22 protein-coding genes, 1 tRNA gene and 1 pseudogene are annotated in these 22,274 nt (G+C 64.8%); 14 read left to right on the forward strand and 10 right to left on the reverse strand.

All coding sequences use genetic code 11. The features are described from left to right. Positions 1-10 precede the first annotated feature (10 nt). The 5 genes and pseudogenes from U5919_RS02515 to U5919_RS02535 all read left to right on the forward strand — a co-directional run bounded on the left by U5919_RS02515 (position 11) and on the right by U5919_RS02535 (position 5,531). Entirely contained in the window at positions 11-994 is a 984-nt protein-coding gene (locus tag U5919_RS02515) for an ABC transporter permease (RefSeq protein WP_336021938.1), read from the forward strand. After that, a complete protein-coding gene (locus U5919_RS02520; RefSeq protein WP_336021939.1) occupies positions 994-2,304 on the forward strand; it encodes an ABC transporter permease in 1,311 nt (436 codons plus the stop codon). The genes U5919_RS02515 and U5919_RS02520 overlap by 1 nt, the downstream gene beginning before the upstream one ends. 3 nt (positions 2,305-2,307) lie before the next feature. Beyond that, positions 2,308-3,162: pseudogene (locus U5919_RS02525) on the forward strand (ABC transporter ATP-binding protein); the annotation flags it as partial. Positions 3,163-3,197: 35 nt separating this feature from the next. After that, positions 3,198-4,556, forward strand: coding sequence for an ABC transporter ATP-binding protein (locus tag U5919_RS02530; RefSeq protein WP_336021940.1), 1,359 nt, complete (start codon positions 3,198-3,200; stop codon positions 4,554-4,556). A gap of 147 nt (positions 4,557-4,703) precedes the next feature. Continuing rightward, a complete protein-coding gene (locus U5919_RS02535; protein WP_336021941.1) occupies positions 4,704-5,531 on the forward strand; it encodes an alpha/beta fold hydrolase in 828 nt (275 codons plus the stop codon). Between the two features lie 41 nt (positions 5,532-5,572). On the opposite strand, the gene U5919_RS02540 is transcribed toward U5919_RS02535, so the two are convergent. After that, positions 5,573-5,875 carry a transcriptional regulator gene (locus U5919_RS02540; RefSeq protein ID WP_336021942.1) on the reverse strand — a complete coding sequence of 101 codons (303 nt, stop codon included), beginning with the start codon at positions 5,873-5,875 and terminating at the stop codon, positions 5,573-5,575. A gap of 154 nt (positions 5,876-6,029) precedes the next feature. On the opposite strand from U5919_RS02540, the gene U5919_RS02545 reads away from it, so the two are divergent. Next, a complete protein-coding gene (locus U5919_RS02545) occupies positions 6,030-6,989 on the forward strand; it encodes a nucleotidyltransferase family protein (RefSeq protein ID WP_336021943.1) in 960 nt (319 codons plus the stop codon). 41 nt (positions 6,990-7,030) lie between these two features. On the opposite strand, the gene U5919_RS02550 is transcribed toward U5919_RS02545, so the two are convergent. The 4 genes from U5919_RS02550 to U5919_RS02565 all read right to left on the reverse strand — a co-directional run bounded on the left by U5919_RS02550 (position 7,031) and on the right by U5919_RS02565 (position 11,776). Then, a complete protein-coding gene (locus tag U5919_RS02550) occupies positions 7,031-7,762 on the reverse strand; it encodes a diphthine--ammonia ligase (protein WP_336021944.1) in 732 nt (243 codons plus the stop codon). Positions 7,763-7,836: 74 nt separating this feature from the next. Then, positions 7,837-8,193, reverse strand: coding sequence for a DUF8066 domain-containing protein (locus U5919_RS02555; protein ID WP_336021945.1), 357 nt, complete (start codon positions 8,191-8,193; stop codon positions 7,837-7,839). A 98-nt stretch (positions 8,194-8,291) separates the two neighbouring features. Then, positions 8,292-9,023 (reverse strand): HD domain-containing protein, encoded by a 732-nt coding sequence (locus tag U5919_RS02560; RefSeq protein ID WP_336021946.1) that lies wholly within the window; start codon positions 9,021-9,023, stop codon positions 8,292-8,294. A gap of 290 nt (positions 9,024-9,313) precedes the next feature. Next, the gene (locus U5919_RS02565) at positions 9,314-11,776 is read right to left on the reverse strand and encodes a BGTF surface domain-containing protein (protein ID WP_336021947.1); all 2,463 of its coding nucleotides are present in this window, start codon (positions 11,774-11,776) and stop codon (positions 9,314-9,316) included. Positions 11,777-12,945: 1,169 nt separating this feature from the next. On the opposite strand from U5919_RS02565, the gene U5919_RS02570 reads away from it, so the two are divergent. From U5919_RS02570 to U5919_RS02580, 3 genes are all read left to right on the forward strand, one after another. After that, positions 12,946-13,257, forward strand: coding sequence for a DUF7344 domain-containing protein (locus U5919_RS02570; protein WP_336021948.1), 312 nt, complete (start codon positions 12,946-12,948; stop codon positions 13,255-13,257). 134 nt (positions 13,258-13,391) lie between these two features. Further along, the gene (locus U5919_RS02575; RefSeq protein ID WP_336021949.1) at positions 13,392-14,558 is read left to right on the forward strand and encodes an NAD(P)/FAD-dependent oxidoreductase; all 1,167 of its coding nucleotides are present in this window, start codon (positions 13,392-13,394) and stop codon (positions 14,556-14,558) included. Between the two features lie 64 nt (positions 14,559-14,622). Then, on the forward strand, positions 14,623-15,888 hold the full coding sequence (locus U5919_RS02580) for a metal-dependent hydrolase family protein (protein ID WP_336021951.1): 1,266 nt from the start codon (positions 14,623-14,625) through the stop codon (positions 15,886-15,888). Here U5919_RS02580 and U5919_RS02585 read toward each other — a convergent pair. Continuing rightward, positions 15,885-16,745: a VOC family protein gene (locus U5919_RS02585; RefSeq protein ID WP_336021952.1), complete on the reverse strand. Its 861-nt coding sequence runs from the start codon at positions 16,743-16,745 to the stop codon at positions 15,885-15,887. The genes U5919_RS02580 and U5919_RS02585 overlap by 4 nt on opposite strands. A gap of 154 nt (positions 16,746-16,899) precedes the next feature. Between U5919_RS02585 and U5919_RS02590 the strand changes: the two genes are divergently transcribed. From U5919_RS02590 to U5919_RS02600, 3 genes are all read left to right on the forward strand, one after another. After that, positions 16,900-17,364, forward strand: coding sequence for a hypothetical protein (locus U5919_RS02590; protein ID WP_336021953.1), 465 nt, complete (start codon positions 16,900-16,902; stop codon positions 17,362-17,364). Positions 17,365-17,454: 90 nt separating this feature from the next. Beyond that, entirely contained in the window at positions 17,455-17,712 is a 258-nt protein-coding gene (locus tag U5919_RS02595; RefSeq protein WP_336021954.1) for a hypothetical protein, read from the forward strand. Between the two features lie 2 nt (positions 17,713-17,714). Next, complete coding sequence (locus U5919_RS02600; protein WP_336021955.1) at positions 17,715-19,130, forward strand: sodium:solute symporter family protein; 1,416 nt, start codon at positions 17,715-17,717, stop codon at positions 19,128-19,130. Positions 19,131-19,282: 152 nt separating this feature from the next. Here U5919_RS02600 and U5919_RS02605 read toward each other — a convergent pair. The 4 genes from U5919_RS02605 to U5919_RS02620 form a co-directional block, all read right to left on the reverse strand. Beyond that, positions 19,283-19,355: transfer RNA gene (locus tag U5919_RS02605), tRNA-Gln, on the reverse strand. Between the two features lie 68 nt (positions 19,356-19,423). After that, positions 19,424-19,657: a hypothetical protein gene (locus U5919_RS02610; protein ID WP_336021956.1), complete on the reverse strand. Its 234-nt coding sequence runs from the start codon at positions 19,655-19,657 to the stop codon at positions 19,424-19,426. Between the two features lie 65 nt (positions 19,658-19,722). After that, on the reverse strand, positions 19,723-20,172 hold the full coding sequence (locus U5919_RS02615) for a metal-dependent transcriptional regulator (protein ID WP_336021957.1): 450 nt from the start codon (positions 20,170-20,172) through the stop codon (positions 19,723-19,725). 31 nt (positions 20,173-20,203) lie between these two features. Next, positions 20,204-20,698, reverse strand: coding sequence for a ferritin-like domain-containing protein (locus U5919_RS02620; protein ID WP_336021958.1), 495 nt, complete (start codon positions 20,696-20,698; stop codon positions 20,204-20,206). A gap of 174 nt (positions 20,699-20,872) precedes the next feature. On the opposite strand from U5919_RS02620, the gene U5919_RS02625 reads away from it, so the two are divergent. Together U5919_RS02625 and U5919_RS02630 are read left to right on the forward strand one after the other, a co-directional pair. After that, on the forward strand, positions 20,873-21,304 hold the full coding sequence (locus U5919_RS02625) for a DUF5791 family protein (protein WP_336021959.1): 432 nt from the start codon (positions 20,873-20,875) through the stop codon (positions 21,302-21,304). Beyond that, entirely contained in the window at positions 21,304-22,215 is a 912-nt protein-coding gene (locus U5919_RS02630) for an SDR family oxidoreductase (RefSeq protein WP_336021960.1), read from the forward strand. Before U5919_RS02625 ends, U5919_RS02630 begins: the two co-directional genes overlap by 1 nt. Positions 22,216-22,274 lie beyond the last annotated feature (59 nt).

The raw sequence follows: 22,274 nt of genomic DNA on the forward strand, positions 1-22,274 counted from the left end.
CCACTCATAGATGGGGCTGAAACGGTACACTGCGAGCCGGGTCGCGTGGGCGGGAGTCGTCGCTGGCGTGATTTTGACGGTCACCTTCGTCCTCCTCGAACTCGCCCCCGACGCGCAGCTGGCGCGAGTGCAGTTCCAAGCGGCCGCGAGCGGTGGGAACGCGGAGGCCGCCGCGGAGGCGTACGCGCAGCGGCGCGGGCTCGACGGACCGCTCTGGGAGCGTTACCTCGACTACCTCGCGAACCTCGCGACGGGCGATTGGGGGTGGTCCGACACCCGTTCACAGCCGGTCAGCGAGGCGATCCTGACCGCGCTTCCGTACTCGCTGCTGTACACCGTTCCGGCGGTCCTCGTGTCGACGGTCCTCGGCGTCGCGATCGGCCTGTACTCGGCGTTCAACCAGTACACGAAGACCGACTACGCCGCCACGTTCGTCGCGTTCTTCGGGATCAGTATCCCCAACTTCTGGTTTGGGATCGTACTCCTGCTCCTGTTCGCGGTGCATCTCGGCTGGGTCCCCGTGCTGTTCGACGCGGAGTTGGCACGGACGCGCACGTTCTCGCTTGCGAACGCTCGCCAACTCGTGCTCCCGGTGTTCGTCCTCGCGACGAGCGCCATCGCGGGCACGATGCGCTACACGCGCGCGGAGGCGCTGGAGTACGTCCGCGCGACGTTCGTCAAGACCGCGAGAGCGAAGGGGGCGAGCGAGCGTCGCATCCTCGCTCGGCACGTCTTACGTCCGACGCTCGTCCCGCTCTCGACGATCCTCGTGGGCGACCTCCTCGGCGTGGTCCTCTCGGCATCCTACCTCGTCGAAGTCGTCTTCGGGATCCCCGGACTCGGCCGCCTCAGCCTCGATGCCATCCGGCGGCAGGACACCGCCTTGGTGCTCGGCACGACGCTCGTGCCGGTGTTCGTCGCCGTGATCGGAAACCTCCTGCAGGACCTCGCGTACGCGGTTCTCGACCCCCGAATCGACTACGGTGATCGCTGATGGTCGGCGAACGCGACCCGAACGGCGACGGGCAAGGAGGACACCGAACCGACGGGGCGGGACGGGGTCGAGGCGGGACCGATGGCGACGACCGAGAACGAGCCCAAACCGACGGCGAAACGGAGGAACGAGAACGCTTCGAGGACGTCGACTGGGACGCGATCGACGCGGACGGGAAGCGACTGACGCTGACCCGACTCGCGGCACTCGCGGTCGGCGTCGTCTACGCCCTCGCGCTCGCTTTCGATCTCTTCGTCGCGGGCGACGATCCGACGGTCGACGTCGCTCTCGACGTCCCGTGGCAGCCCGCGGCCTCGACCGTCGTCTGGGACGTGACGGCCGTCGACTGGCTGTTCGTCGCGACGCTTCTGGTCGGCGGGTTCGCGCTCGTTCCGCTGGCACGAAACAGCCGACTCCGCGAGTACTACTGGCGTCGGTTCCGACGCCACACGCCCGCGGTACTCAGCGTCTGGTACCTCCTCGGTATCTTCCTGTTCGGTACGGTCGGCACGCTCTTCGTCGAGCAGCCGGGACTGAATCTCGCGGCCGCCTACCAGCCGCCGGTCTTCGCGAGCGTCGACGCGTCGGTCCCGACGGAGTGCGTCGGCCCCGTCGTCGATGGACGGTGCCACGGCACGTGGGAGTATCCGCTGGGAACCACAGGAGAGGGCAAGGGGCTCTTGACGCTCGCGATGTTCGGGATGCGCGTCAGTATGCAGGTCGGCCTGATCGCCACGCTGCTGTCGATCGCGATCGCGACGTTCGTCGGGACGACTGCCGCCTACGCCGGCGGATGGATCGACGAGGCGCTGATGCGCTACGTCGATGTCCAGCAGACGTTTCCGACGTTCTTCCTCTTTCTCTTTCTCGCGTATCTCTACGGCGGGAGCCTGTTCGTTCTCATCGTGATCTTCGGCGTGACCGGCTGGGGCGGGATCGCCCGCATCGTGCGGAGCGAGGCGCTCCAGCGTCGCGAGGAACTGTACGTCGAGGCCGCGCGGGCCTCCGGCGCGTCGACGCTGTCGGTCGTCCGGCGGCACGTCGTCCCGAACGTCTCGAACTCGATCGTCACCGCGGCGACGCTGAACATCCCCTTTCTCGTCCTCTCGGAGGCCGCGTTGTCGTTCATCGGACTCGGCGACGTGACGCTGCCGTCGTGGGGGCAGACGATCGCGGCGGGGCGCGGCGACCTCGCCACCGCGTGGTGGATCTCGACGGTCCCGGGGCTGTTCCTCTTCGCGACGATTCTCGCGTTCAACTTCCTCGGCGACGCGCTCAGGGACGCGCTCGACCCGAGACAGGAGGTGTGATCGATGGGGAATCGAGACGCCGACGCGACGAATGTTTCGACCGGCGACGCCACGGATGCTTCGACCACCGGAGAGCCGCTGCTCCGCGTCGAAAACCTGCAGACGCGGTTCCACACCGAGGCCGGAACGATTCGCGCGGTCGACGGCGTCTCCTTCGCAGTCGATCGCGGCGAGACGGTCTGTCTCGTCGGCGAATCCGGAAGCGGGAAAACCGCCGTCTGCGAGTCGATCACGCGGCTGCTCTCGGAGCCGCCGGGGGAGATCGCCGGTGGATCCGTCGTGTACGACGGACGTGACTTGCTCTCGCTCTCGGCGTCGGGGCTGCGGGAGATCCGCGGGAACAGGATCGCCCATATCTTCCAGAACCCCCAGGGCGCGTTCAACCCCGTCTACTCCGTCGGCTGGCAGCTGATAGAGGCGATTCGGCTCCACGGCGAGTACTCGAAGTCGGAGGCGCGGGCGCGCGCGATCGACCTCCTCGATCGGGTGGGGATTCCGAACCCGGGACATCGAATCGACGACTACCCGCACGAACTCTCCGGCGGGCAGAAACAGCGCGTCGCGATCGCGATGGCGCTGGCGGGCGAACCCGACCTCCTGATCGCCGACGAGCCGACGACCGCGCTCGACGTCACGATCCAAGCGCAAGTGTTGGACCTTCTCGACGCCGTGCAGTCGGAGTTCGAGATGGGTGTGCTCTTCGTGACGCACGACCTCGGCGTCGTCGCGTCCGTCGCCGAGCGCGTCGTCGTGCTGCGCGAGGGCCGAGTGGTCGAACGCGGTGACGTCGAAGCGATCTTCGAGCGGCCGTCGCACCCGTACACGCGGCATCTCATCGATTCGATTCCCGGTGGGACGAAGCGGTTCGCTTCCGATTCGACGGGTGAAGAGCGATGACCGGCGACTCTCGGGACGACGCGGCGTCGGATCCGCCGCTCCTCGCGGTCCGGGGACTGGTGAAACACTACCCGGTCACCGAGGGGCTATTGAGGCGCGAAGTCGGCCGCGTCCGCGCCGTCGACGGGATCGACCTCACCGTCGAGCGCGGCGAGGTCGTCGCCCTCGTCGGCGAGTCCGGATGCGGGAAGTCGACGGCGGCCCGCGCGGCGCTTCGGCTCGACGAGCCGACCGAGGGGACGGTGCGCTTCGACGGCGAGGACGTCACGGCGTACGACCGAGCGGCGTTGAAGCGGTTCCGGCGACGGGCGCAACTGATCTTTCAGGATCCCGATTCGAGCTTCGACCCGCGGCTGTCGATCGGCGAGTCGGTCGCCGAACCGCTCTCGATCCACGGAATGGCCGACCGCAATCGTCGACGAGGACTCGTCGAGGGGACGCTCGAGCGCGTCGGCCTCGACGCGAGCGACGCCGACCGGTTCCCTCACGAGCTCTCGGGAGGTGAGAAACAGCGCGCCGCCTTGGCCCGCGCGCTCGTCACGGACCCCGACCTGCTCGTCGCCGACGAGCCGGTCTCCGCGCTCGATATGTCCATCCAAGCGGACGTGTTGTCCCTGCTGGACCGGCTCAGCGGGAACCTCGGTCTCGGCGTTCTCCTCGTCACCCACGACCTCGCAGTCGTCAGCGAGTTCTGCGATCGCGTCGCGGTGATGTACCTCGGTGAGATCGTCGAGTCGGGACCGGTCGACGCGGTGTTCGACGACCCGCGGCACCCCTACACCCGCGCGCTCCTCGCGTCCGTTCCCGTGCCCGATCCGAGCGTGCCTCGCAAGCCGGTCGACCTCGTCGGTGAGGTCCCCGACGCCGCCGACCCGCCCGCTGGCTGCCGATTCCACACGCGGTGTCCCGAGGTGATCCCACCCGATGCCTACGACCTCGAACAGGACGTCTGGCGGCGGCTCTTTCGGTTTCGACTGCGCCTCGAAGGGGACGCAAACGCCGATTGCGACGACCTCTTGGACCTCGCGTCGGCTGAACTCGACTCCGCGGTCGCCCCCGACGACGCCGGGGACGAAGCGCTCCACGAAGCGATCAGGCGCGCGTTCGATCTCCCCGAGCGGGTCTCCGACCCCGAGGCCGAGTCGGTTCTCTCCCGGGCCGTCGGGTTGCTCGTCGCGGACGAGCGCGACGCCGCGGCGGACTTGCTCGCAGCCGAGTTCCGGACCGTCTGCGAGCGCGACTCGCCGACGACCCGTCCGGTCGGTGCCGACCACGAGGCGGCGTGTCACTTCGTCGGCGAGGCGGGCTCCGCGTCGGACAACTCTCTCGGAGGAATCGGCGTCGGAGACGAATAGCGGGTGAGATGCGCGTCTCTGTGCGCGCGGATGAGCTATCGTAGCGTTTGCAACAGATTACACACCCGATCGTACGCTGTCTGTACGATCGAGTGCGTGAAGACTTGCAAACGCTACTATATCCCCGCGGCCGACGTAGGAGCGCGTATGCCGACTGTCAGGACCAACGGCATCGAGACGTACTACGAGCGTCGCGGCGAGGGGCCGCCGATCGTGTTCGTCCACGGCGCGGTGGTCGATCACGGTCAGTGGCTGCCGCAGGCCGAAGCGTTGAGCGACGCGTACACCACGATCGTCTACGACGTCCGCGGCCACGGCCGGACCGGCGGCTCGGCGATCGATCGGTACTCCTTCGACCTGTTCGTCGAGGATCTCGACGCGCTCATCGACGCGCTGGAGCTTTCCGCGCCCGTCCTGTGCGGGCTCTCCTTAGGCGGTTGTATCGCACAGGCCTACGCGACGACGTATCCGGACCGGATTTCGGGGCTCGTTCTCGCGGACACCTTTACACCCGGCGACTGGCGCTGGCCCGAGCGGTTGCAGTGGGGAGTGTTGGGAGCGACGATTCCGCTCGCTCGGGCCTTCGGCTACCAGCGGATCGAACGGGCGATGGTATGGGGACAAGAGCGGATTCGAGGGGACGAAGCCAGCGGCGACTACGAGGCGATCCGACGGCTCCGCAACACGGGGCCGACGATGTCGACCGACGAGTTCGCGAAAGTGATCCGGGCGCTTCGGAGCGTCCCCGAAATGCGAGTCGACTTCACGGCGCTCTCGGTGCCGACGCTGATCCTCTACGGCGAACACGAGATGGGATTCGTCAAGCGTCACGCGGCGAAACTCGCCTCTGAGATTGACGACGCGAACGTCGTCGAAGTTCCCGGCGGCGCGCACGCGTCGAATCTCGACGAGCCCGAGTTCGTGACCGAGGAACTCCGCCGGTTCCTCGCAGAGCGCGTCTTTCCCGGTCGGTGAGCGCACGGAACGGCACCGGAGGTCCAGGCGGTTCCGGCCGGCTATTCGATCAGAAACCGCGGCTCGGCGATCCGCTCGGAACGACAGTCCGGGCATCGCGAGGGGTCGTTCAGGGGGTCGTCGAAGCCGTCGAATCCGCACGCGCGGCACTCCGGCGGCGCGACCAGAAACTGCTCGTCGCTGCCGTCACTTCTGACCGTCTGCGCCACGTGATCGAGGTGCCGATACACCGCCGAGCGCGGGATCCCGACCGTCGTCGAGAGCTCCGCCGCATCGTGCGGTTCCGCCCGCAGAGCGTCCGTGATTCGCTGTCGCGCTGTCGAGTCCTTGCCCGATTCGGACATACTTCCAGCAGGCGTCGAATCCGTATATACCGTCCGCTCCGGCGCAGTCGTGGGCCGTTTGGTTCGATCACTCGGGCCGTTCGACAGCCGTCGGCAACTCTCAAATACCACGCGTTGGGAAACACACTTGAGACTCCGGTCAGACAGTACGAATATGAAGGCAGTCGTCCTCGCAGGCGGGTACGCGACGCGGATGTGGCCGATCACCAAACACCGGCCCAAGATGTTTCTCCCCGTCGGGGAGGGGACGGTCATCGACGTCATCTTCGAGGACCTCGAAGCCGACGACCGGATCGACGAGGTGTTCGTGAGCACGAACGAGCGCTTCGCGGAGACGTTCGAGACGTTCCTCGACGACGCGCCCTACGCGAAGCCGACGCTCTCGGTCGAAGAGACCGTCGAGGAAGACGAGAAGTTCGGCGTCGTGGGCGCGCTCGCCCAGCTCATCGAGCGCGAGGGCGTCGACGACGACCTCGTCGTGATCGCGGGTGACAACCTCCTCTCGTTCGACGTCGGAGAGTTCGTCGACTTCTTCGAGTCGAAGGGGACTCCCTGTCTCGCCGCCTACGACGTCGGATCGAGAGAGCGCGCGAAGTCCTACGGGCTCGTCCAGCTGGACGGCGACCGCGTCGTCGACTTCCAAGAGAAGCCCGACGACCCCCAGAGCACGCTCGTCTCGATCGCGTGCTACGCCTTCCCCGCGGAGACGCTCCCGGACTTCGAGACGTATCTGGCCGACGGCAACAACCCCGACGAGCCGGGGTGGTTTATGCAGTGGCTCCAAGACCGCGGCACCGTCCACGCGTTCACGTTCGACGGCGCGTGGTTCGACATCGGCACGCCCGAGAGCTACCTCGACGCCGTCTCGTGGTATCTCGACGGCGAGACGTACGTCCACGAGAATGCGACCGTCGAGAACTCCGATCTCGGAGAGAACGTCCACGTGATGGCGGACGCGTCGATCTCGAACTCCAGCCTCGAACGGTCGGTCGTCTTCGCGGACGCGGTCATCCGCAACGCCGACATCCGGAATACCATCGTCGACGAGGACACCCACGTCGAGAACCTCGATCTCTCGAACGCGCTGATCGGCGCGCACTCGCACCTCGAATAGCGGGGCCCGTCTCGGACGGGCGCAACACCCCTTCGACGTGCCTACGCAGCGTCGCCGAGCCACGCGTCGGTCACGCGGATGTGCCCCCGCGTTCCCTCCCAGACGGTCTCGTATTCCAACTCGATCGGGCGGGACATATGCGGACCGTCGGTGACGAGCGTCTCGAACTCGCCACCCTCCCCGAGGACGTGGACGCCGTATCTGTCGTTTAATTCGACCAGCTCCGCGACGGCGTCGGCGTCGAGCGTCCGGCCGAGCCACGACTCGTCGAGTCCGCGCGCGGCGACTTGAACGATCGTGATCTCGAAGCCCGCATCGAGCATCTCCGCGGCCAACTCGCGCGGATCGCGCTGCCACAGCGGCGCGAAGAGGTCGATTCCGAGTCGGTCGCACATCGCCCGGATTCGCGAGGTCTGAAACTCGCTCTCGACGGCACCCGCGGTCACGCCCGCGATGTCGCCGTCGAGGTCGGACTGGAGCTCCGAGAGCGCGGCTTCGAGCGGCTCCAGCTCGCGGTCGCCCTGCGCGCCCGCGTCGTCGACGTCGTCGGCTCCGAGGTCGCCGGGTTCGACTTCGAGGAGCTCGATTCCGAGGCTCTCGGCGGCGAGCCCGGCGAGCCGTGTCTCGGGGACGTGATACATATACGAGTCGTCGCCGGGATGCACCGTCAGGAGGTGTGAAACGTCCAGCCCCTCAGCCAGCGCGCGATACAGCGCCCACGAGGAGTCTTTGCCGCCGGAGAAGAGGCTCACCCACGAACCGGACTCGGTCATTGGGGGCGCTACGTCGTCGTCGTACAAACGGCCACCGGTTCAGGCGTCGTCAGTGCTCACGTGACATCGGCAGGTTAGGCGTCATCGGAGCGAGTCGCTCCGTCCGCAGAGTGAGTTGGTCCATCATCGGATCGGGTCGCCTCGTCGACGGCGACGCTGTCGACATCGACTCGTTCCGTCTCGGTCGGTCGGTCACCGCGTCCGACCTCCGTCTCCTTCGCCGCGGCGAGGCGCTCGACCGCCTCGACGAGTCGGAACACCGCGAGCACGAGCAGCCACGCGATGTAGACCCCGGCGACGATTCCGACGAAGAGGAACCACAGCAGGAGCTGTCCGGCGATGACGAAACTGTACGCCATCGTTACGAGCAAGAGGACCGCGACGGCGACTTTCGTTCGACGTGACAGCGTTGGAGGGTATTCGGGGGGCACGTTCGGACCTCTCCAGCGGCAGTTGTAACTCTGTCGACGAACGCATCCGCCGTCTATCGGTCCGAGGGCTCACACCGGAGCGACGTTCGGGGCTCTCCTCAGTCGTCCTGACCGACGTCCGACTCGTCTCGGGCGATGTCGGATTCGTCGTCGATCGCGTGGTCCATCTCGGGGACCTCGCTTTCGAGCCACTCGCGGAACCACTTGACGCGCGTCAGCCGTTTGTGTGCGATGGTTTCGGCGGTGTCCGAGTTGACTCGGTCTGCGGCGTCGTGACCGCGCTCGAGGACTCGTTCGACCATCTCGGCGGCGTCCATATGCGTCCGGGCTTCGTACCCCATCCGAAGCAGCATCAGCGCCGTGCCGTTCGCGCCGACTTTGTCGAGGATGTCGGCCTCGATGAGGCTCTGGGTTTCGAGTGACACGTCCGAGAGCGGACCCTGATAGGAGTGGTCGGCGACGACCTGACACACCTGCTCGACGAACGACTGTGGGAAGTCCCCGTGGGCCGTCAGGTACTCGCGGGCGACGCGCGCGCCCTCCTCGGCGTGGACCTCTTGGTCGGCTTCGAGCTTCGAGATGTCGTGAAAGAGCGAGGCGACGCGGACGACGTCCGTATCCGCCCCCTCGCGCGCTGCGATGTCCGTCGCGAGCTCGACGACGTTCAGGATGTGGTTGAACCGGTATTCGGCGCTGTGCCACGGGTACCACCGCATCCGACCGCCGTCGTCTTCGCCCTCGACGCTCGCCGCGAGGTAGTCGCGGACGAACCGCTTCATCTCTTCGAACTCCGCGTCGCTGACCGTCGATTCCTTGATCTCAACGCCCACGGAACCACCTCTCGTTTCCGTCGGTGGGGGGCCCAACGACGTCCGCGTTCGACTTCGAATTCATTACCTGATAGAATGGTTCTCCGGTTCTTAGGCGTTACGACGGCCGAGGCGATACCGCGTCGGCGGAAACCGTCCGACGCCTCGGCCCCTCCGATTTCGCGTCGAATCTATCGTAGCGTTTGCAAGTCTTCACTCACCCGATCGAACGCTGTCGTGCGATCAGGTGAGCAATCCGTTGCAAACACTACGATATGCGCGCCGACTCCGTGCGCGTCGTCGATGCGCTCTCACTCCCGCCGAGCGGCGAACAGCGCGACCGTCGTCAGCGCACCCAACGACACGAGCACGTCGAATCCGAGCAATCGGCTCCGGAGCGATTCCTCGTCGGAATCGTCGATGAACGTCCCGAGCACGCCACCGACGAAGTCCCTCGTCGAGTTGAGCACTGAATCGTCGGAGTCGGCGTTCGAATCCGGCGTTTCCGTCGGCGTTTGAGTGGTCTCTCGATCTGATCCCCCAGATCCGCTCTCGGCGCTGCCGCTCGCGCCAGTCTGGCCTCCTGCTCCGCCTTGTCCACCGGCACCACCGCCCGACGTATCTGTCGTTACGTTCACTGTAACGGGCGTCACCGCCGGAGCGACCGCGCGGACCGTCCCGTCCACGAGCAGTTCGTCAACCGGAGCCACCACGTCGACTGCGGACGTCACGACGAACTCGTCTCCGACGCGCTGCGCGTCGAAATCGACCGTCGCGGACCAACTCCCGTCGGAGTCGACGGTCGCGCTGGCGGTCTTGAGAAACGCCGGATCGGTCTCGTCCGTCGAGCGGAGTCGAAGGTCGAGTTCGGTTCCGGGCGCGGCGTTCGTCGTTCCCGTAATCGACTGGTTGGTCGCGTTTGCGACGACGACGGGGTCTGCAACCGTCGAAATCGCTCCCTCGACGAGCGCGTACTCGGCCGTGAGCGTTCGGACCTCCTCGTCGAGACCGTCGTACGCGCCGGTCTCGTTCGCCGCGAACGACGCGGTGATCGAATCGTCGGCCTCGAATCCGGACACGCCGTCACTGCCGTACGTGACGTAGTAGGTGTCGTTCGCGAAGTCCGCGACAACGGTGGCGTTTTCCTCCGTCAGTTCGAGTGAGTGACCCGCGTCGTTCTCGGCGTCCGATGCTGTGAGGTCGATCGCGTACCGCGAATCGGTCTCCACCCCGGCCAGCGCGAAGAACGCTTCGGTCGGCGTACCGGTCTGGTTGGCGAACGCGCCCGCGAGCCCGGGGCTCACGATCCGATGGACGACAACGTCGCCGACTGCGACCGTGGACGCCCTCGTCAGCCGTCCGGAGTCGAGCGCATCGACCAGGTCCTCGCGCGTCGAAACGTCGGTCTCCATCGGTGCGACCCAGTTTGTCAATTCGGTCGGTGCGGCCTCCCCGACAACGACCGATCCGGTGTGCTCGGCCGGGATCGTCGGGTCGTCGCCGGTGCGCACGGTGAGCGGATATTCGCCGGGGTCGATCGCCTCCGAGAGCGACTGCTCCCGGTCGATGTCGGCTGCGACGACCGCATTGTCGGAACCGTCGCCCGCTTCTCGTGGGTCGCCCACGCCGAAGACGTCGCCGCCGTCGGCCGGGAGGTCGCTCGCACCGACCGCCGCGGCGGTGTTGAACCACACGTCGACGGTCCCGTCGCCGCTCTCGTCTGCGACCGTCACGTTGGCGCGGAATCCCACGTCTGGGCTTCCGATGGTCACGGTCGCCGTGTCGGCGTACCGTAGATCGACGCCGAATCGCACGACGTCGCCGGCGTGTTCCTCGACGGTCGACGTTCGGAACGCCGCGGTCCGCTCGTCGGCGTCGACGGCGCGGATTCGCTCGGATTCGACCGCCGCGCCGCTCCCGGCGTCCGTGACGGTGACGGTGTAGTTTCCGGGACCGGCGGACGCGATGGTCGGCGAGGCGAACGCGAACGGCGTCTCCCCGTTGCCGTCGAGCGTGAGGTTCTCCCGTTCGACGACCTCGCCCTCCGCGTCCTGAAGCGCCGTTTCAACGACTCGCCCGCCCGTGTTCGCGGTGATCGTCCCCTCGATTTCGTCCGCTGTCGTGACGTTTCGATTCTCGACTTCTACGCCCAACGCCAGCGTTCGCATCGTCACGTCGAGCGTCCGATCGCGCGTCCCGTCGTCGAGCAGCGTCGTGAACACGTAGCCGTCGCTCCAGTTCCGCGCGGCGGTGTCGACGGCGAACACCTGACTTCCTTCCCCGGTCGCGCCGGCGAAGACGAACGATCCCGACTCGTCTTCGACCTCGAAGGACTGATCGAGGTCTGCGGATCCGTCGGTGGCGAGGAACGCCAGCGTCTCGCCCTCGTAGACGTTCGAGGCATCTTCGTCCTCTGGGACGGTCGCACTCGTGGTTGTCACGTCAACGACGCCCGGTTCGATCGTTTCGGTGTCGAGCGAGTCGTTCACGGCGTTGATCTCGACGCGGACCGTCGCTCGGGGGTCGACCGCGGTCGACGAACTCAACACCACCTGCCCGTCGTCCGATCCGTCGGCGTCGAGCGAATAGCGGTCGGTCACGTCCTCGCCGTCGACGGAGACGGTGACGTTCTCCGGCAGCGTCAGACCTCCGGATTCTCCGCCCGCCTTCGAGACGTCCTCGCTGAACGGGATTTCGATGACGCTCTCGCCGTGCGTCAGCGTCGTTCCGGCGATTGCGTCGGCTTCGAATTCTGTGAGCGGGCCGAGCGTCAATGGTTCGGGGTCTTGATCGACAAGTGCAGATTCCGTTCTTATTGAGTTTGAACTCTGATCAAAATACTCTGAAATAACTGTGTCTCCATCCGCGACTTGTAATCTCCCTATCTTATCGTTACCGCTGATTTGCTTTGTGCCTGTAAATATTGAACCAGAATTGTGTGTTAATAAAACAGTTTCTCCTCTCGTATAATACAGTGCATCTTTCGATGCGGGTGGATTTTCGAATATTATCGTAACTGTCCCATTCTCATTTCGTTGTAAACTTTCTATTTTGTTGTCCCCTCCGTCACTATCTCTGTATTCAATATCTGATTCTGTAATTCGATTATCTGAATCTTCATCGGCAACACTCGTGTTTGTAGTGTACGTAGTTGAGGTGCCTGGACGTTCTCCAAAGACAGATAATTGTGACTCCGTATCCGACTCAATATTGACGACGTAGTCCTCGCTCGTCGCTAGATCATCGTCATCGACGGTGACCGTAACCGTGTCTTCCTCTTCATACGTTGATGCATCAAAAGAGATCGACCCCTGTGTCGCCACGACAGGCGTTACTCCTGTGCCCGCGAGAAGGCTGAGTAGGAGAAGTACTACGAGAGAGACCGCTCGGACGTGGGTTGTATCGTCTATCATAGAGCAAGTGGTAGAAAATCAGCAGTTCGCGGATCGAACTATCGTGCGCAGCATCGAAAGCAAGTGACCGTTCGAGCTGATCGCTTCGTCTGAACGGGACGTTTGGACCGTCACACCGCTTTCGCTCGTGTGCCGTAACTCGAGAGTGAGTCTGTCGCCGAGATCTCTGCGGGTGATTCCGCAGCAGTCTACCGATCTTCAACCTACGTATGACGTGCGAAATTTGTTATAAGTATCCTTGTGTTCAATTCTCAACACAGATAATTCCACAATATTTTTCACTATTTTAACATTAGTTTTATTGAAATTATCACTGAGGTCAGAGGTCGACGAGTTCTCGTACAGTCGAGGAACGGGACTTCAGCAGAGCGTAGTAATTCGTAATGATCTACAAATAACGTGGCCCATAGTTATGTAGCTGCAAAAACATTAGCAAGACTATGACTCGATCCCCGAGAGAGTACGGTTCGAATGTCGTCGAACGGTGGAACTGCATCTTCAGGTGCGTCTCTGCGGAACCTCGACGACAGGTGATCACTTCGCTATTGGACATCGCACCGGGCGAGTCCGTGTCGCTTCCCGAGGCGGCCGTCAACCCGAACACCGCCACCGACCGTGATTCGCTACGAATTTCACTCTGTCATCAGCACCTTCCGCTGATGGCGGAGATGGGGTTCATCGAGTGGGAGAAGGATCCACTAACCGCGACTCACGGCCCACAGTTCGAGGAAATCGGCGTCCTGTTCGAGGCGCTGTTCGAGTATGCGGAGCAGTTGCCTACTCCGCTCGTCAACGGTTGTCAGCGACTCGAAGTCGAGCGACAGCCCTCATCATCTGACTGATCGATCCTTCGCAGCGATAGTTCCTAGTCGCGTTCGACGTCGAATGTTCGAATCTCGTCGTCCGAGGGCCGTCGTCCGGGAGATAGTTTAGCGTTAGTCGACAGAATATTTTATCGATAGTTCGTAATCCGACTATGGGGAGCCCTCATTTCGAGGTCGGAATCGTCGGTGGCGGCGCGATCGGCGTGAACCTCGCGTATTTTCTCGCCGAGAGAGGGATCAGCGTGGGACTGTTCGAGGCCGACCGTCTGGGTGGTGGATCGACCGTCCGCTCGGCGGGCGGGATCCGACAGCAGTTCGGGAGCGAGCGGAAAATCAGGCTCGCGATGAAGAGTCGGGAGCACTTGGGCGAGTATGCCGCCGAGAGCGATTCCGTGGAAATCCGAGAGAACGGCTATCTCTTTCTCGCCCGTACGGAGTCGGAAGCAACGGGGTTCGAGACCGACGCGGAACGGCAGCGCGACCTCGGGCTCGACGTGGAACTCCTCGACCCCGAAGAGTGCGAGCGCTTCGTACCCGACCTCGTCACTGACGATCTCGTCCTCGGTAAGTACTGTCCGACGGACTGCCTCGTCGATCCGGCCGCGGTCACGGATTGGCTCGGGGACCGCGCAGCCGCGATGGGCGCACAGATCTCCGAGGGCGAACCGGTGACCGACGTTCGCGTATCCGACGGTGCAGTGACTGGAATCGAAACCGAGCAGGGGACGTACGACTGCGACGTCGTCGTCGATGCCGCCGGCGTCTGGGCCCCGACTGTCGCGGCGACCGTCGACGTCTCGCTCCCGATCACGCCGTCGCGAATCCAACTGTTGTTCACCGAGGAGGCGCACGTCCCCACGGACGCCCCGTTCGTCGTCGATATTCACGAACGGAGGTACTTCCGACCGGCCGACGGCCCCGGGGCGACGATGTTCGGCGGCGCGAACGTCGACGACGACGACACGGCAGATCCCGATTCCTACGACACGGACTACGACGATGCTTTCGTCGACCAGACTGTCGATTTCGCTCGGAAGCGGCTTGGAACCACCGACCTGTCGGTCATCGATGGGTGGGCCGGCCTAAAGGGACTCACCCCGGACGGCAATCCGCTCGTCGGCGAGGTAGACGGTGTCAACGGGTTCTACGTCGCTGCCGGGTGCAACGGACACGGACTTATACTCGCGCCAGCCATCGGCGAGATACTCGCGGGCTATCTCGACACCGGATCGTGGGGCGAGATCAGCCTCGCACCGTACGATCCCGACCGCTTCGATGGGGACGAGACCAACGCCGCTGGGTTTATGGATGTCTCCTGACGTAGCCTTCTTGACCTCGCGCGTCCCATCGCGGGTATGGATCGCACACGCCTCGTGATGACCCGTGTCTGACTCGATAGCATTCACCGACGCTCGACTCGTCGATGGGACCGGAGACGACCCGGTCACCGACGCGACGGTCGTCGTCGAGGGCGGCGAAATCACGGCCTCGGGCCCGAGTGAGGGGATCTCCCCGGATGCCGATCGAACCGTCTCCTTGGGCGGACGGACCATTATGCCGGGGCTCATCGACGCGCATCTCCACCTCACGCTGCCGGAGACGCTCCCGTTCCACTTGGAGTGGGCGGATATGTCGCCGGCCGAACACGCGCTGCGCGCCGCCGACGCTGCGCAGCGATGCGTTCAGGCCGGATTCACGACCGTCCGAGACGTCGGTGCGACAAGCTACATCGACGTCGACGTCCGCGAGTCCATCGCTCGCGGCGATCTGGTCGGCCCTCGGGTGCTCGCGAGCGGGCCGGGGATCTGTCAGACGGGCGGTCACGGGAACTACGAACCGCCGTGGCTCACCCTCCCGGCCGGCAGTATCTCCGAACCGGCGGACGGAACCGATGGCATTCGCGTCGCCGTCCGCGAGCGCCTCGAACGTCACGTCGACAACGTCAAGACGTTTCTGACGGGCGGTGCCTCGGACGCCGCCGAGAAGCTCGATACGCGGGAGTTCACCGACGAGGAGATCGCCGCGCTCTACGACGAGAGCCACGCGGCGAACAAGCCCGTGGCCGCCCACTGTATGACCCCGGACCCCTGTCGACGAGCGATGCAACAGGGGCTGTCCGGCGAGCACGGCGACACGGTCGAGCACGGGATCTTCTTCCATCGCGACACCGAAGTCCTCGATCTGCTCGCCGAGAACGACGTGCCGCTGATCCCGACGCTCACGGTTTATCGATGTATGGCTGACGGGCTCGGATCAGGCGTCCCGGAGGAGGCTGCACTGAACGCGAAAGAGAGCCGCGAAGATCACGTGAAGTCGGTGCAGGCTGCGCTGGACGCGGGCGTTACGGTCGCCTGCGGGACCGATATGGGCGGTCCGCAGGCCTACCACGGCGAGAACGCGCAGGAACTCGTCGAGTTCGTCGAGGCGGGGATGTCACCGCTGCAGGCGATCACCGCCGCCACGCGCGACACCGCGCGCGCGCTCGGCATCGAAGATACCGTCGGGACGCTCGAACCCGGAAAGGAGGCCGACCTCCTCGTCGTCGACGGCGACCCCACCGACGACGTTCGCGTCCTGCGGCGGACGGACGCCATCGAGCTCGTGATGCGGGGCGGCGATCCTGTCAGCGGCCACTTGGAACTGCTCTAACCATCAACCTCGACGATTCCGAAGCGCCCGCCGATGTCGTCGGCGACCGGGAACCAGCCGACGCGCTGGTCCCGCCACACCTCCGTCTCGGCGATCCCACACCGATCGACGCTCGCGTCGAAGTCGGTCGTCCCGATGAGAAACGCACACACGAGGTCGCCGAAACGACGGGTTCGCTCGGAAAGCCAGCCGGTTTCGGCCGTCGCGATCACCAGCGGTGTTTCGGGGAACACCGCGACCGTCGCCTCTAACGCTTCGGAACGCTCGCGGACGGGCTCAGGAAGCGCGAACGCTCGCCTGAAAGTCGAGATCGCTCCCGACGGGTCGGCGGAACCGACGATGACGCGATCGATGCCCGTGAGTTCGGTGCCGGTGATGCCTTCCGTCGGTTGGATGCGAGTCGAGCGCGGCGTCACGTCCTCGATGAGAAACGGGAGCGCCGCGCCGGGTTCGCCCGTCCCGAGGTAGACGAGGTTCCACTCCGTCCTCGTCCCGTCCGGTCGCTCGCGACCGAGACTGACCGGCCCCTCGACCGTCACGCCACGACCCCTGAACCGGTCGGCGGCCTCCTCGGCGTCGGCGGTCTCCAGCGCCCAGCCGCAGGGTCCGACGTTCGACCGGAGGTACGCGTTTCGGCGCGGCGACTCCCGTTCGGCATCGTAGAGGGCCAACAGTTCGGCATACGAGCCGTCGTCGAATCCGACGACGGCGTTGTGGGTGACGCGGTTCCCGTGAACGCCGCCGTAGTCGGGGGGCAGTTCGACCGACTCGAAGATCGCTTCGAGCCGATCGAGGTCCCGACCGGCGTACAGCACGTGATCGAGTCGGATCCCGTCGAGTCGCACTCGCTCGGTCATAGCTCCCATTCGACGCCGTGGATAACGACTCTTGCCCTCCGGTGCAGTATCGGAGTCCCGCCTCGCGGCAACGACACGTCTTTGTCCTGATCGGTTCAGTATCTAGTATGAGCGGAACGGGTAGCTGGCGGCGCGCGGCGGTGGTGGTTGCGTGATGAGCCTCCTCTCCTCCGCCAAGACGTGGAGTGCCTTCTGCGGCGTGAGCCAGTCTGTGTTCGAGACGCACCTCTCGAACGCCTTGCAAGCGACGGAGTATGCCCACCGACGAAGCGAGGGGGACGGATCGTTTATGCTCGGACAGGAGCCGTCGGTGATCTACGCCGTCGACACCCCCGATGGGGAGGCCACGATCACCGTGTTCTTCGCCTCGGGCGACCCGATGCTTCGATTTTTCTCCTCGTTTCGGACCGGTGGAGAGGAGTCGCTCGGGAACGTCTGCGTGGTGAAAGTGCGGTACGAGGATCCCGACGTCGAACGACACATCCGCGACGTCTTCGCGCGGACCGCCGAGTCGCTCCCGAAGGACCCCGCGGCCGTCGGACACCATCCTCGATTCCGACTGGCACCGATCGCCCGCTGGCGGACGAAGCGGAAGTGGCGACGGTGGCTCGATAACTAATCAATATTTGACAGTATTTCGTCATAGTTACCGGCATTATAGCGGGCGAATGCGCATTTTTATGCGTGTTCTATGAAATTTCCACCGACTATGACAGCAGATGACACTACCGATCGATTCGCGGCGATGGAGGACGTCCGTGTCTCGAAGTTCGGCTTGATCAACTTCTTGGTTGTTCACGCGATCGTCCTGGCCATTTTCGGCTTCTGGTACGTCAGCAGAGGCGGCGCGGAGTTCGCCGGCCTCTCGGTATCGGTGTGGGCGATGCTACTGGCGCTTCCGATCGTGTGGCTTCAGTTCTGGTACTTCATCCGCAACTCCGAAGCCCGACTCGGCGGAGGTGCGTGACAGTGGTCCGTTGGCTCGAATTCTCCGTGGTCCTGGCCTATATGCTGGGAATGCTTGCGATCGGAGCGTACATCTCACAGCGCGCTCGCGAGTCGGAGGCGATGTTCTGGGTAGCCGACCGCTTCTTGGGGAAGTTCGGCGGTGCGTTCGCCATCTTCGCGGTCATCGGGAGCACGAGTACGGTGCTGGGTGCGGCCGGACTCACCTACGCGCTCGGGATCCCGGTAATGGCGATGGTCGCCCTCGGATTCTCCCTGCAGTTCCCCATCTTGGGATACGTCATCCTCAATCCGATGATCCGCGGGAAGTACTTCACGCTCGGCGACTTCTTCAAGCGCCGCGGCGGACTCGATTCGACAGTTGCCGTCTACTCGGTTCTGACAGCCGTCTTTATGACGGCGTACGTGATTCCGCAGTTCGTCGCGACCGGACTGCTCGGACAGCGCGTCCTCGGCATTACCACGACGCAGGCGATCGTTCTCACCGGCATTATCATCGTCCTCTACGGCGCTTTCGGCGGGATGTGGGCGATCACGTGGACGGACATCATCCAAGGCGTCCTTATGATTCTCCTCCCGGGGATGCTCGCCGTTGCCGCCATCGTCAGCAGCGGCGGGCCGATCGGACTCCTCCAAGAGGGACTGGAAGCGAACTCCGCGATGGCGACATCCGCGTGGACCGCTCCCTCTGTCCTCGGACTCGCGCTTACGTGGGCGTGGTTCTCGATGGGTAACCCTCAGTCGATGCTCCGCGTCTTCACCTTCGAGAACGACGAGTCGGGGCGACGGTCGCTCTTACTGGCATCGATCCTCGCCGGTCTATCGGTCGTCATCGCCATTATCATCGCCCTCGTCGCCGCGTCGGCGACGCCAAGCGGACTCGACAACCCCGACCGGGCCTTCCTCGTCGCTATGGACGCCCTCTTCCCGCCGATCGTCCGCGGCGTCGCCGTCGCCGCGCTCTTTGCCGCCGCGATGTCGACGACTGACTCGCTTCTCATCACCGCGAGTTCGGCGATCTCTCACGACGTGTACAAGAACATCTACAATCCCGACGCCCCCGAGAAGCGCGTCACTCGACTCGGATCCGCGTCGATCCTCGTCCTCGGCGCGATCACCGTCGCGATCGCCGTCACGCCCGGTCTCCCCCTCATCTCTATTCTCACCGGCATCGCCGCGGGTGCTATCATCTCGGCGTTCAGCGGCCCCGTCGTCCTCGCGCTCCACTGGCGCGCGGTGACGAGCCACGGGATGACTGGCGGGATGATTGCGGGCGCTGGCGTCTACATCCTGCTGTTCCTGTTCGGCAACCTCCCGCCGCTCTCGCCGATTCTCATCGGCGTCCCCGCGTCGTTCCTCGGCACGGCGCTGGTGAGTCTCGCCACGGATCACGTCAGCGCCGAATCCGTGCCTGCGTAGCTCCTCGTCCGTTTTCGCGTTGACGCCGGAGATTGGAGGAGCCGGAACCTATTCTCGTCCCGTGTAGATTTGGCCCGCGAAGGCTCGAATCCGCTCGTCTTCTGGGCTCGACTCCGAGGGATATCTCTCGCTCACCTACGTTCGCGAGAAGATAGTCCCGGGCGGATTCGAACCGCCGTCATAGGCTCCAAAGGCCCATATGATTGGCCACTACACCACGGGACTGCATACGTTACTCTCGTCGCGGTGTTTGAAAACCCATCGGGTTGCGACGCCGACCGCTCGCGACGACCTCACTCGGCGGTGGCGTCGTCGTCGGTTCCCGGTTCAGCGCGTTCGAGTCCGTCGGCCGCGCGTCGTTCGACCGAGAAGCCGCCACAGTCCGGACAGACGTGGTACTGCACGGCGTAGATCGATTCACAGCCCAGACACTGGTATCGAGTCGGTCGGTCGACCGCGGCCACTGATTCGCGAGGTCCCACTCCCGCGAATTCGAGGAGACGGCTAATCGCCGCTGTCCCATCCATACGCGCCTCTGTTTCGGAGGGGCCTTGAAGATATAGGCTTCGGCGTCGACGTGGACGAGGCTCGTTTAATCGGCGCGCTGTTCGGTCTCGGGGTTTTCGGAAGCAAGCTGGAGGTGACAGCACGCGTCGGTCTCGGGGTCGAAGCAGTCCGGACACTCGTCGTTCCGGTCGATGATGGTGTCGAGTCGCTCTGCGACCAGATCGTCGATGACCGGTTCGAGCTCGCGCGCTTCCGTGCGAAACTCCGAGACCGACAGGACGTTCGCGAGGAAGCGCTCGATGATGCAGTACGTCTGGAGCGCGTCGCGGGCCTGAACGATCCCCTCGTCGGTGAGTGCGACGCCCTTGTACTTCTCGTGCTCGGCGAGTCCTCGGGCTTCGAGTTTGCCGATCATCTCGTTGGCGCTCGCGGGACTCACGTCCAGTCGATCCGCCAGCGCGCCCGTCGATGCGGGGCCGTTCTCCATCTGCTGGAGGAGATAGATCTCCTTGACGTACTGGTCTGCCGTGTTCATCTCCGTCCTCCGTGTCGCGTCGTGTCTCGTCTCATTGGCGGGTGTTCATCAGTTTCGTGACCTCTTCGACGCCGTCGGCCTCCTCCTCGCGGATCTCGACGAGCGTCTCGATGAGGCGGTCGCGATCGATTCCGAACGCCTCATCCGACGCTCGCAGCGCGCCGATGAGATCGTCGTAGAACTTGTATGCGGTCTCTTCGTTGCACAGCTGATCGTAGAGGATGTCGTCGAAGTCCTCGGGCTCGGTTCCGCCGTACTGCGCCTCGACGAGCGTCTCGATTTCCTCGAACGGGATACTCTCGGCGTCGAGTTCGTCGACGAGGGTTTCGAGCCGTTTGCGGTGTTCGGCTGACTCCGCGGCGGCGTGCTCTAAGAGCGATTCGATCTCCGGGTCCAGCGTCGGCGCGTCGTCGAGCGACTGGTAGTGGTGGTACGACCGGGCCTCGACGACCTCCTCGAGGACGATACCGATTTGGAGGAGCCGCGCGAGTTGGTGATCGGAGGTGACGCGGTGGCCGACGCTCACGGGCACACCTCCCGGTTCGCGGGCGACACACGGTTCATAGTCGTTCGGTAGGTAGTGACCGACTTAAGCGGTTCCCTCGTCGGGCCGAGATCCTTCCTTGACTCGGCGTCTCTCGTATTTCGGGGCGCGCGTCGCGTCGGAAACCGTTTTGCCGGCAGCGTCCCGAGTACGAGTATGTTGTACGACGCGGCCGGAGAGCCCGCATCGCTGACGCCCGCGGAGGTACGCGAGGCGTACGAAGCCCAACTCAGAGCCGTCGTGACGGATCTCGGCGTCGACGCCGTGACGGCCGAGACCGACGTCGATCCCGAGTCGATCGAAACGGTCGCTGGGGGTCCCGTCCCCCGACTTCGCGTCGAAGACGCGGCGTCGATTCTCGCGCTCGACGACGACCGCCCCGACGCGGAGTCGATCGTCCTCGAACTCCGCGATCACCTCCTGATGGCGATGACCACCGGCGTCGTCGACGTCGACGCCATCGCCTCGAACGTCGACCTCGACCTCACCGGCCAAGAGGTCCAGCAGGCCCTCGAAGGCAGGACGGCGATGACGCTCGAACAGCTCGCGGCGATCCAGCAGTACCTCGCCGAGCGGAACGACCGCTGATGGCTCGGGTCGTCATCGTCGGCTGCGGCTACGTCGGCCTCGAACTCGGTCGACAGCTCCGCGAAGCCGGACACGAGGTGGTCGGCGTCCGCCGGTCCAACGCGGGTCTCGACGCCGTCGCGGCCGCCGGGCTCGACCCCCAGCAAACGGACGCGACGGAGCCCGACACGCTCGCGGCCCTTCCCGACGCCGACTGGGTCGTCTTCGCGGCCAGCTCCGGCGGTCGCGGTGCCGACGCCGCGCGCCGGGTCTACGTCGAGGGGCTCCGGAACGTCGTCGAGGAGTACGCCGCGCGCGAGTTGCCCCCGGACCGTCTCGTGTACACCTCTTCGACGGGCGTTTACGGGGATCACGACGGCGATTTCGTCGACGAGGAGACGCCGATCGAACCCACGACCGAGAAGACCCGCGTCCTCGCGACGGCCGAACGCGTCGCGCTCGAAGAGGCGAGCGACGCCGGAATCGACGGCACAGTCGCGCGGTTCGCCGGACTCTACGGCCCGGATCGCTACCGACTCGGTCGCTACCTCGACGGACCGGTGACCGAGGGCTACCTGAATATGATCCACCGCGACGACGCCGCCGGCGCGGTCGCCTTCCTCCTCGAAGCCGACGTCGCGCGCGAGGAGGTCGTACTCGTCGCCGACGACGAGCCGGCTGACAAGTGGGCGTTCGCCGACTGGCTGGCCGAGGAGTGCGACGTTTCCTCGCCGCCGAAACGCACGATCGAAGAACGTCTCGAGGACCCCGAACTCTCGTCGGCCGCGCGGCGTCGGCTCCGGACGAGCAAACGCTGCTCGAACGATCGGCTGCGGGAACTCGGGTACGAACTGCGTTTTCCGACGTATCGGGAGGGATATCGGGCGGCAGTCGAGTTGTTCCGCTCGGGGGCCGATCCCGGCGAAATCTGAGAGCGGAGCGGTAACTGACGAACCCGATCGGGCGTTCTCGCCCAGTTCAATTGGGCCCC

It is taken from the genome of Halobellus sp. LT62, from assembly GCF_037031285.1.
In the GTDB taxonomy this organism is placed as follows: Archaea; Halobacteriota; Halobacteria; order Halobacteriales; family Haloferacaceae; genus Haloquadratum; species Haloquadratum salinisoli.

Coding starts and splice junctions, on each gene's coding strand:
- U5919_RS02515 (WP_336021938.1), top strand. CDS start 11: ATGGGGCTGAAACGGTACACTGCGAGCCGGGTCGCGTGGGCGGGAGTC.
- U5919_RS02520 (WP_336021939.1), top strand. CDS start 994: ATGGTCGGCGAACGCGACCCGAACGGCGACGGGCAAGGAGGACACCGA.
- U5919_RS02530 (WP_336021940.1), top strand. CDS start 3,198: ATGACCGGCGACTCTCGGGACGACGCGGCGTCGGATCCGCCGCTCCTC.
- U5919_RS02535 (WP_336021941.1), top strand. CDS start 4,704: ATGCCGACTGTCAGGACCAACGGCATCGAGACGTACTACGAGCGTCGC.
- U5919_RS02540 (WP_336021942.1), bottom strand. CDS start 5,875: ATGTCCGAATCGGGCAAGGACTCGACAGCGCGACAGCGAATCACGGAC.
- U5919_RS02545 (WP_336021943.1), top strand. CDS start 6,030: ATGAAGGCAGTCGTCCTCGCAGGCGGGTACGCGACGCGGATGTGGCCG.
- U5919_RS02550 (WP_336021944.1), bottom strand. CDS start 7,762: ATGACCGAGTCCGGTTCGTGGGTGAGCCTCTTCTCCGGCGGCAAAGAC.
- U5919_RS02575 (WP_336021949.1), top strand. CDS start 13,392: ATGGGGAGCCCTCATTTCGAGGTCGGAATCGTCGGTGGCGGCGCGATC.
- U5919_RS02585 (WP_336021952.1), bottom strand. CDS start 16,745: ATGACCGAGCGAGTGCGACTCGACGGGATCCGACTCGATCACGTGCTG.
- U5919_RS02590 (WP_336021953.1), top strand. CDS start 16,900: ATGAGCCTCCTCTCCTCCGCCAAGACGTGGAGTGCCTTCTGCGGCGTG.
- U5919_RS02595 (WP_336021954.1), top strand. CDS start 17,455: ATGACAGCAGATGACACTACCGATCGATTCGCGGCGATGGAGGACGTC.
- U5919_RS02610 (WP_336021956.1), bottom strand. CDS start 19,657: ATGGATGGGACAGCGGCGATTAGCCGTCTCCTCGAATTCGCGGGAGTG.
- U5919_RS02615 (WP_336021957.1), bottom strand. CDS start 20,172: ATGAACACGGCAGACCAGTACGTCAAGGAGATCTATCTCCTCCAGCAG.
- U5919_RS02625 (WP_336021959.1), top strand. CDS start 20,873: ATGTTGTACGACGCGGCCGGAGAGCCCGCATCGCTGACGCCCGCGGAG.
- U5919_RS02630 (WP_336021960.1), top strand. CDS start 21,304: ATGGCTCGGGTCGTCATCGTCGGCTGCGGCTACGTCGGCCTCGAACTC.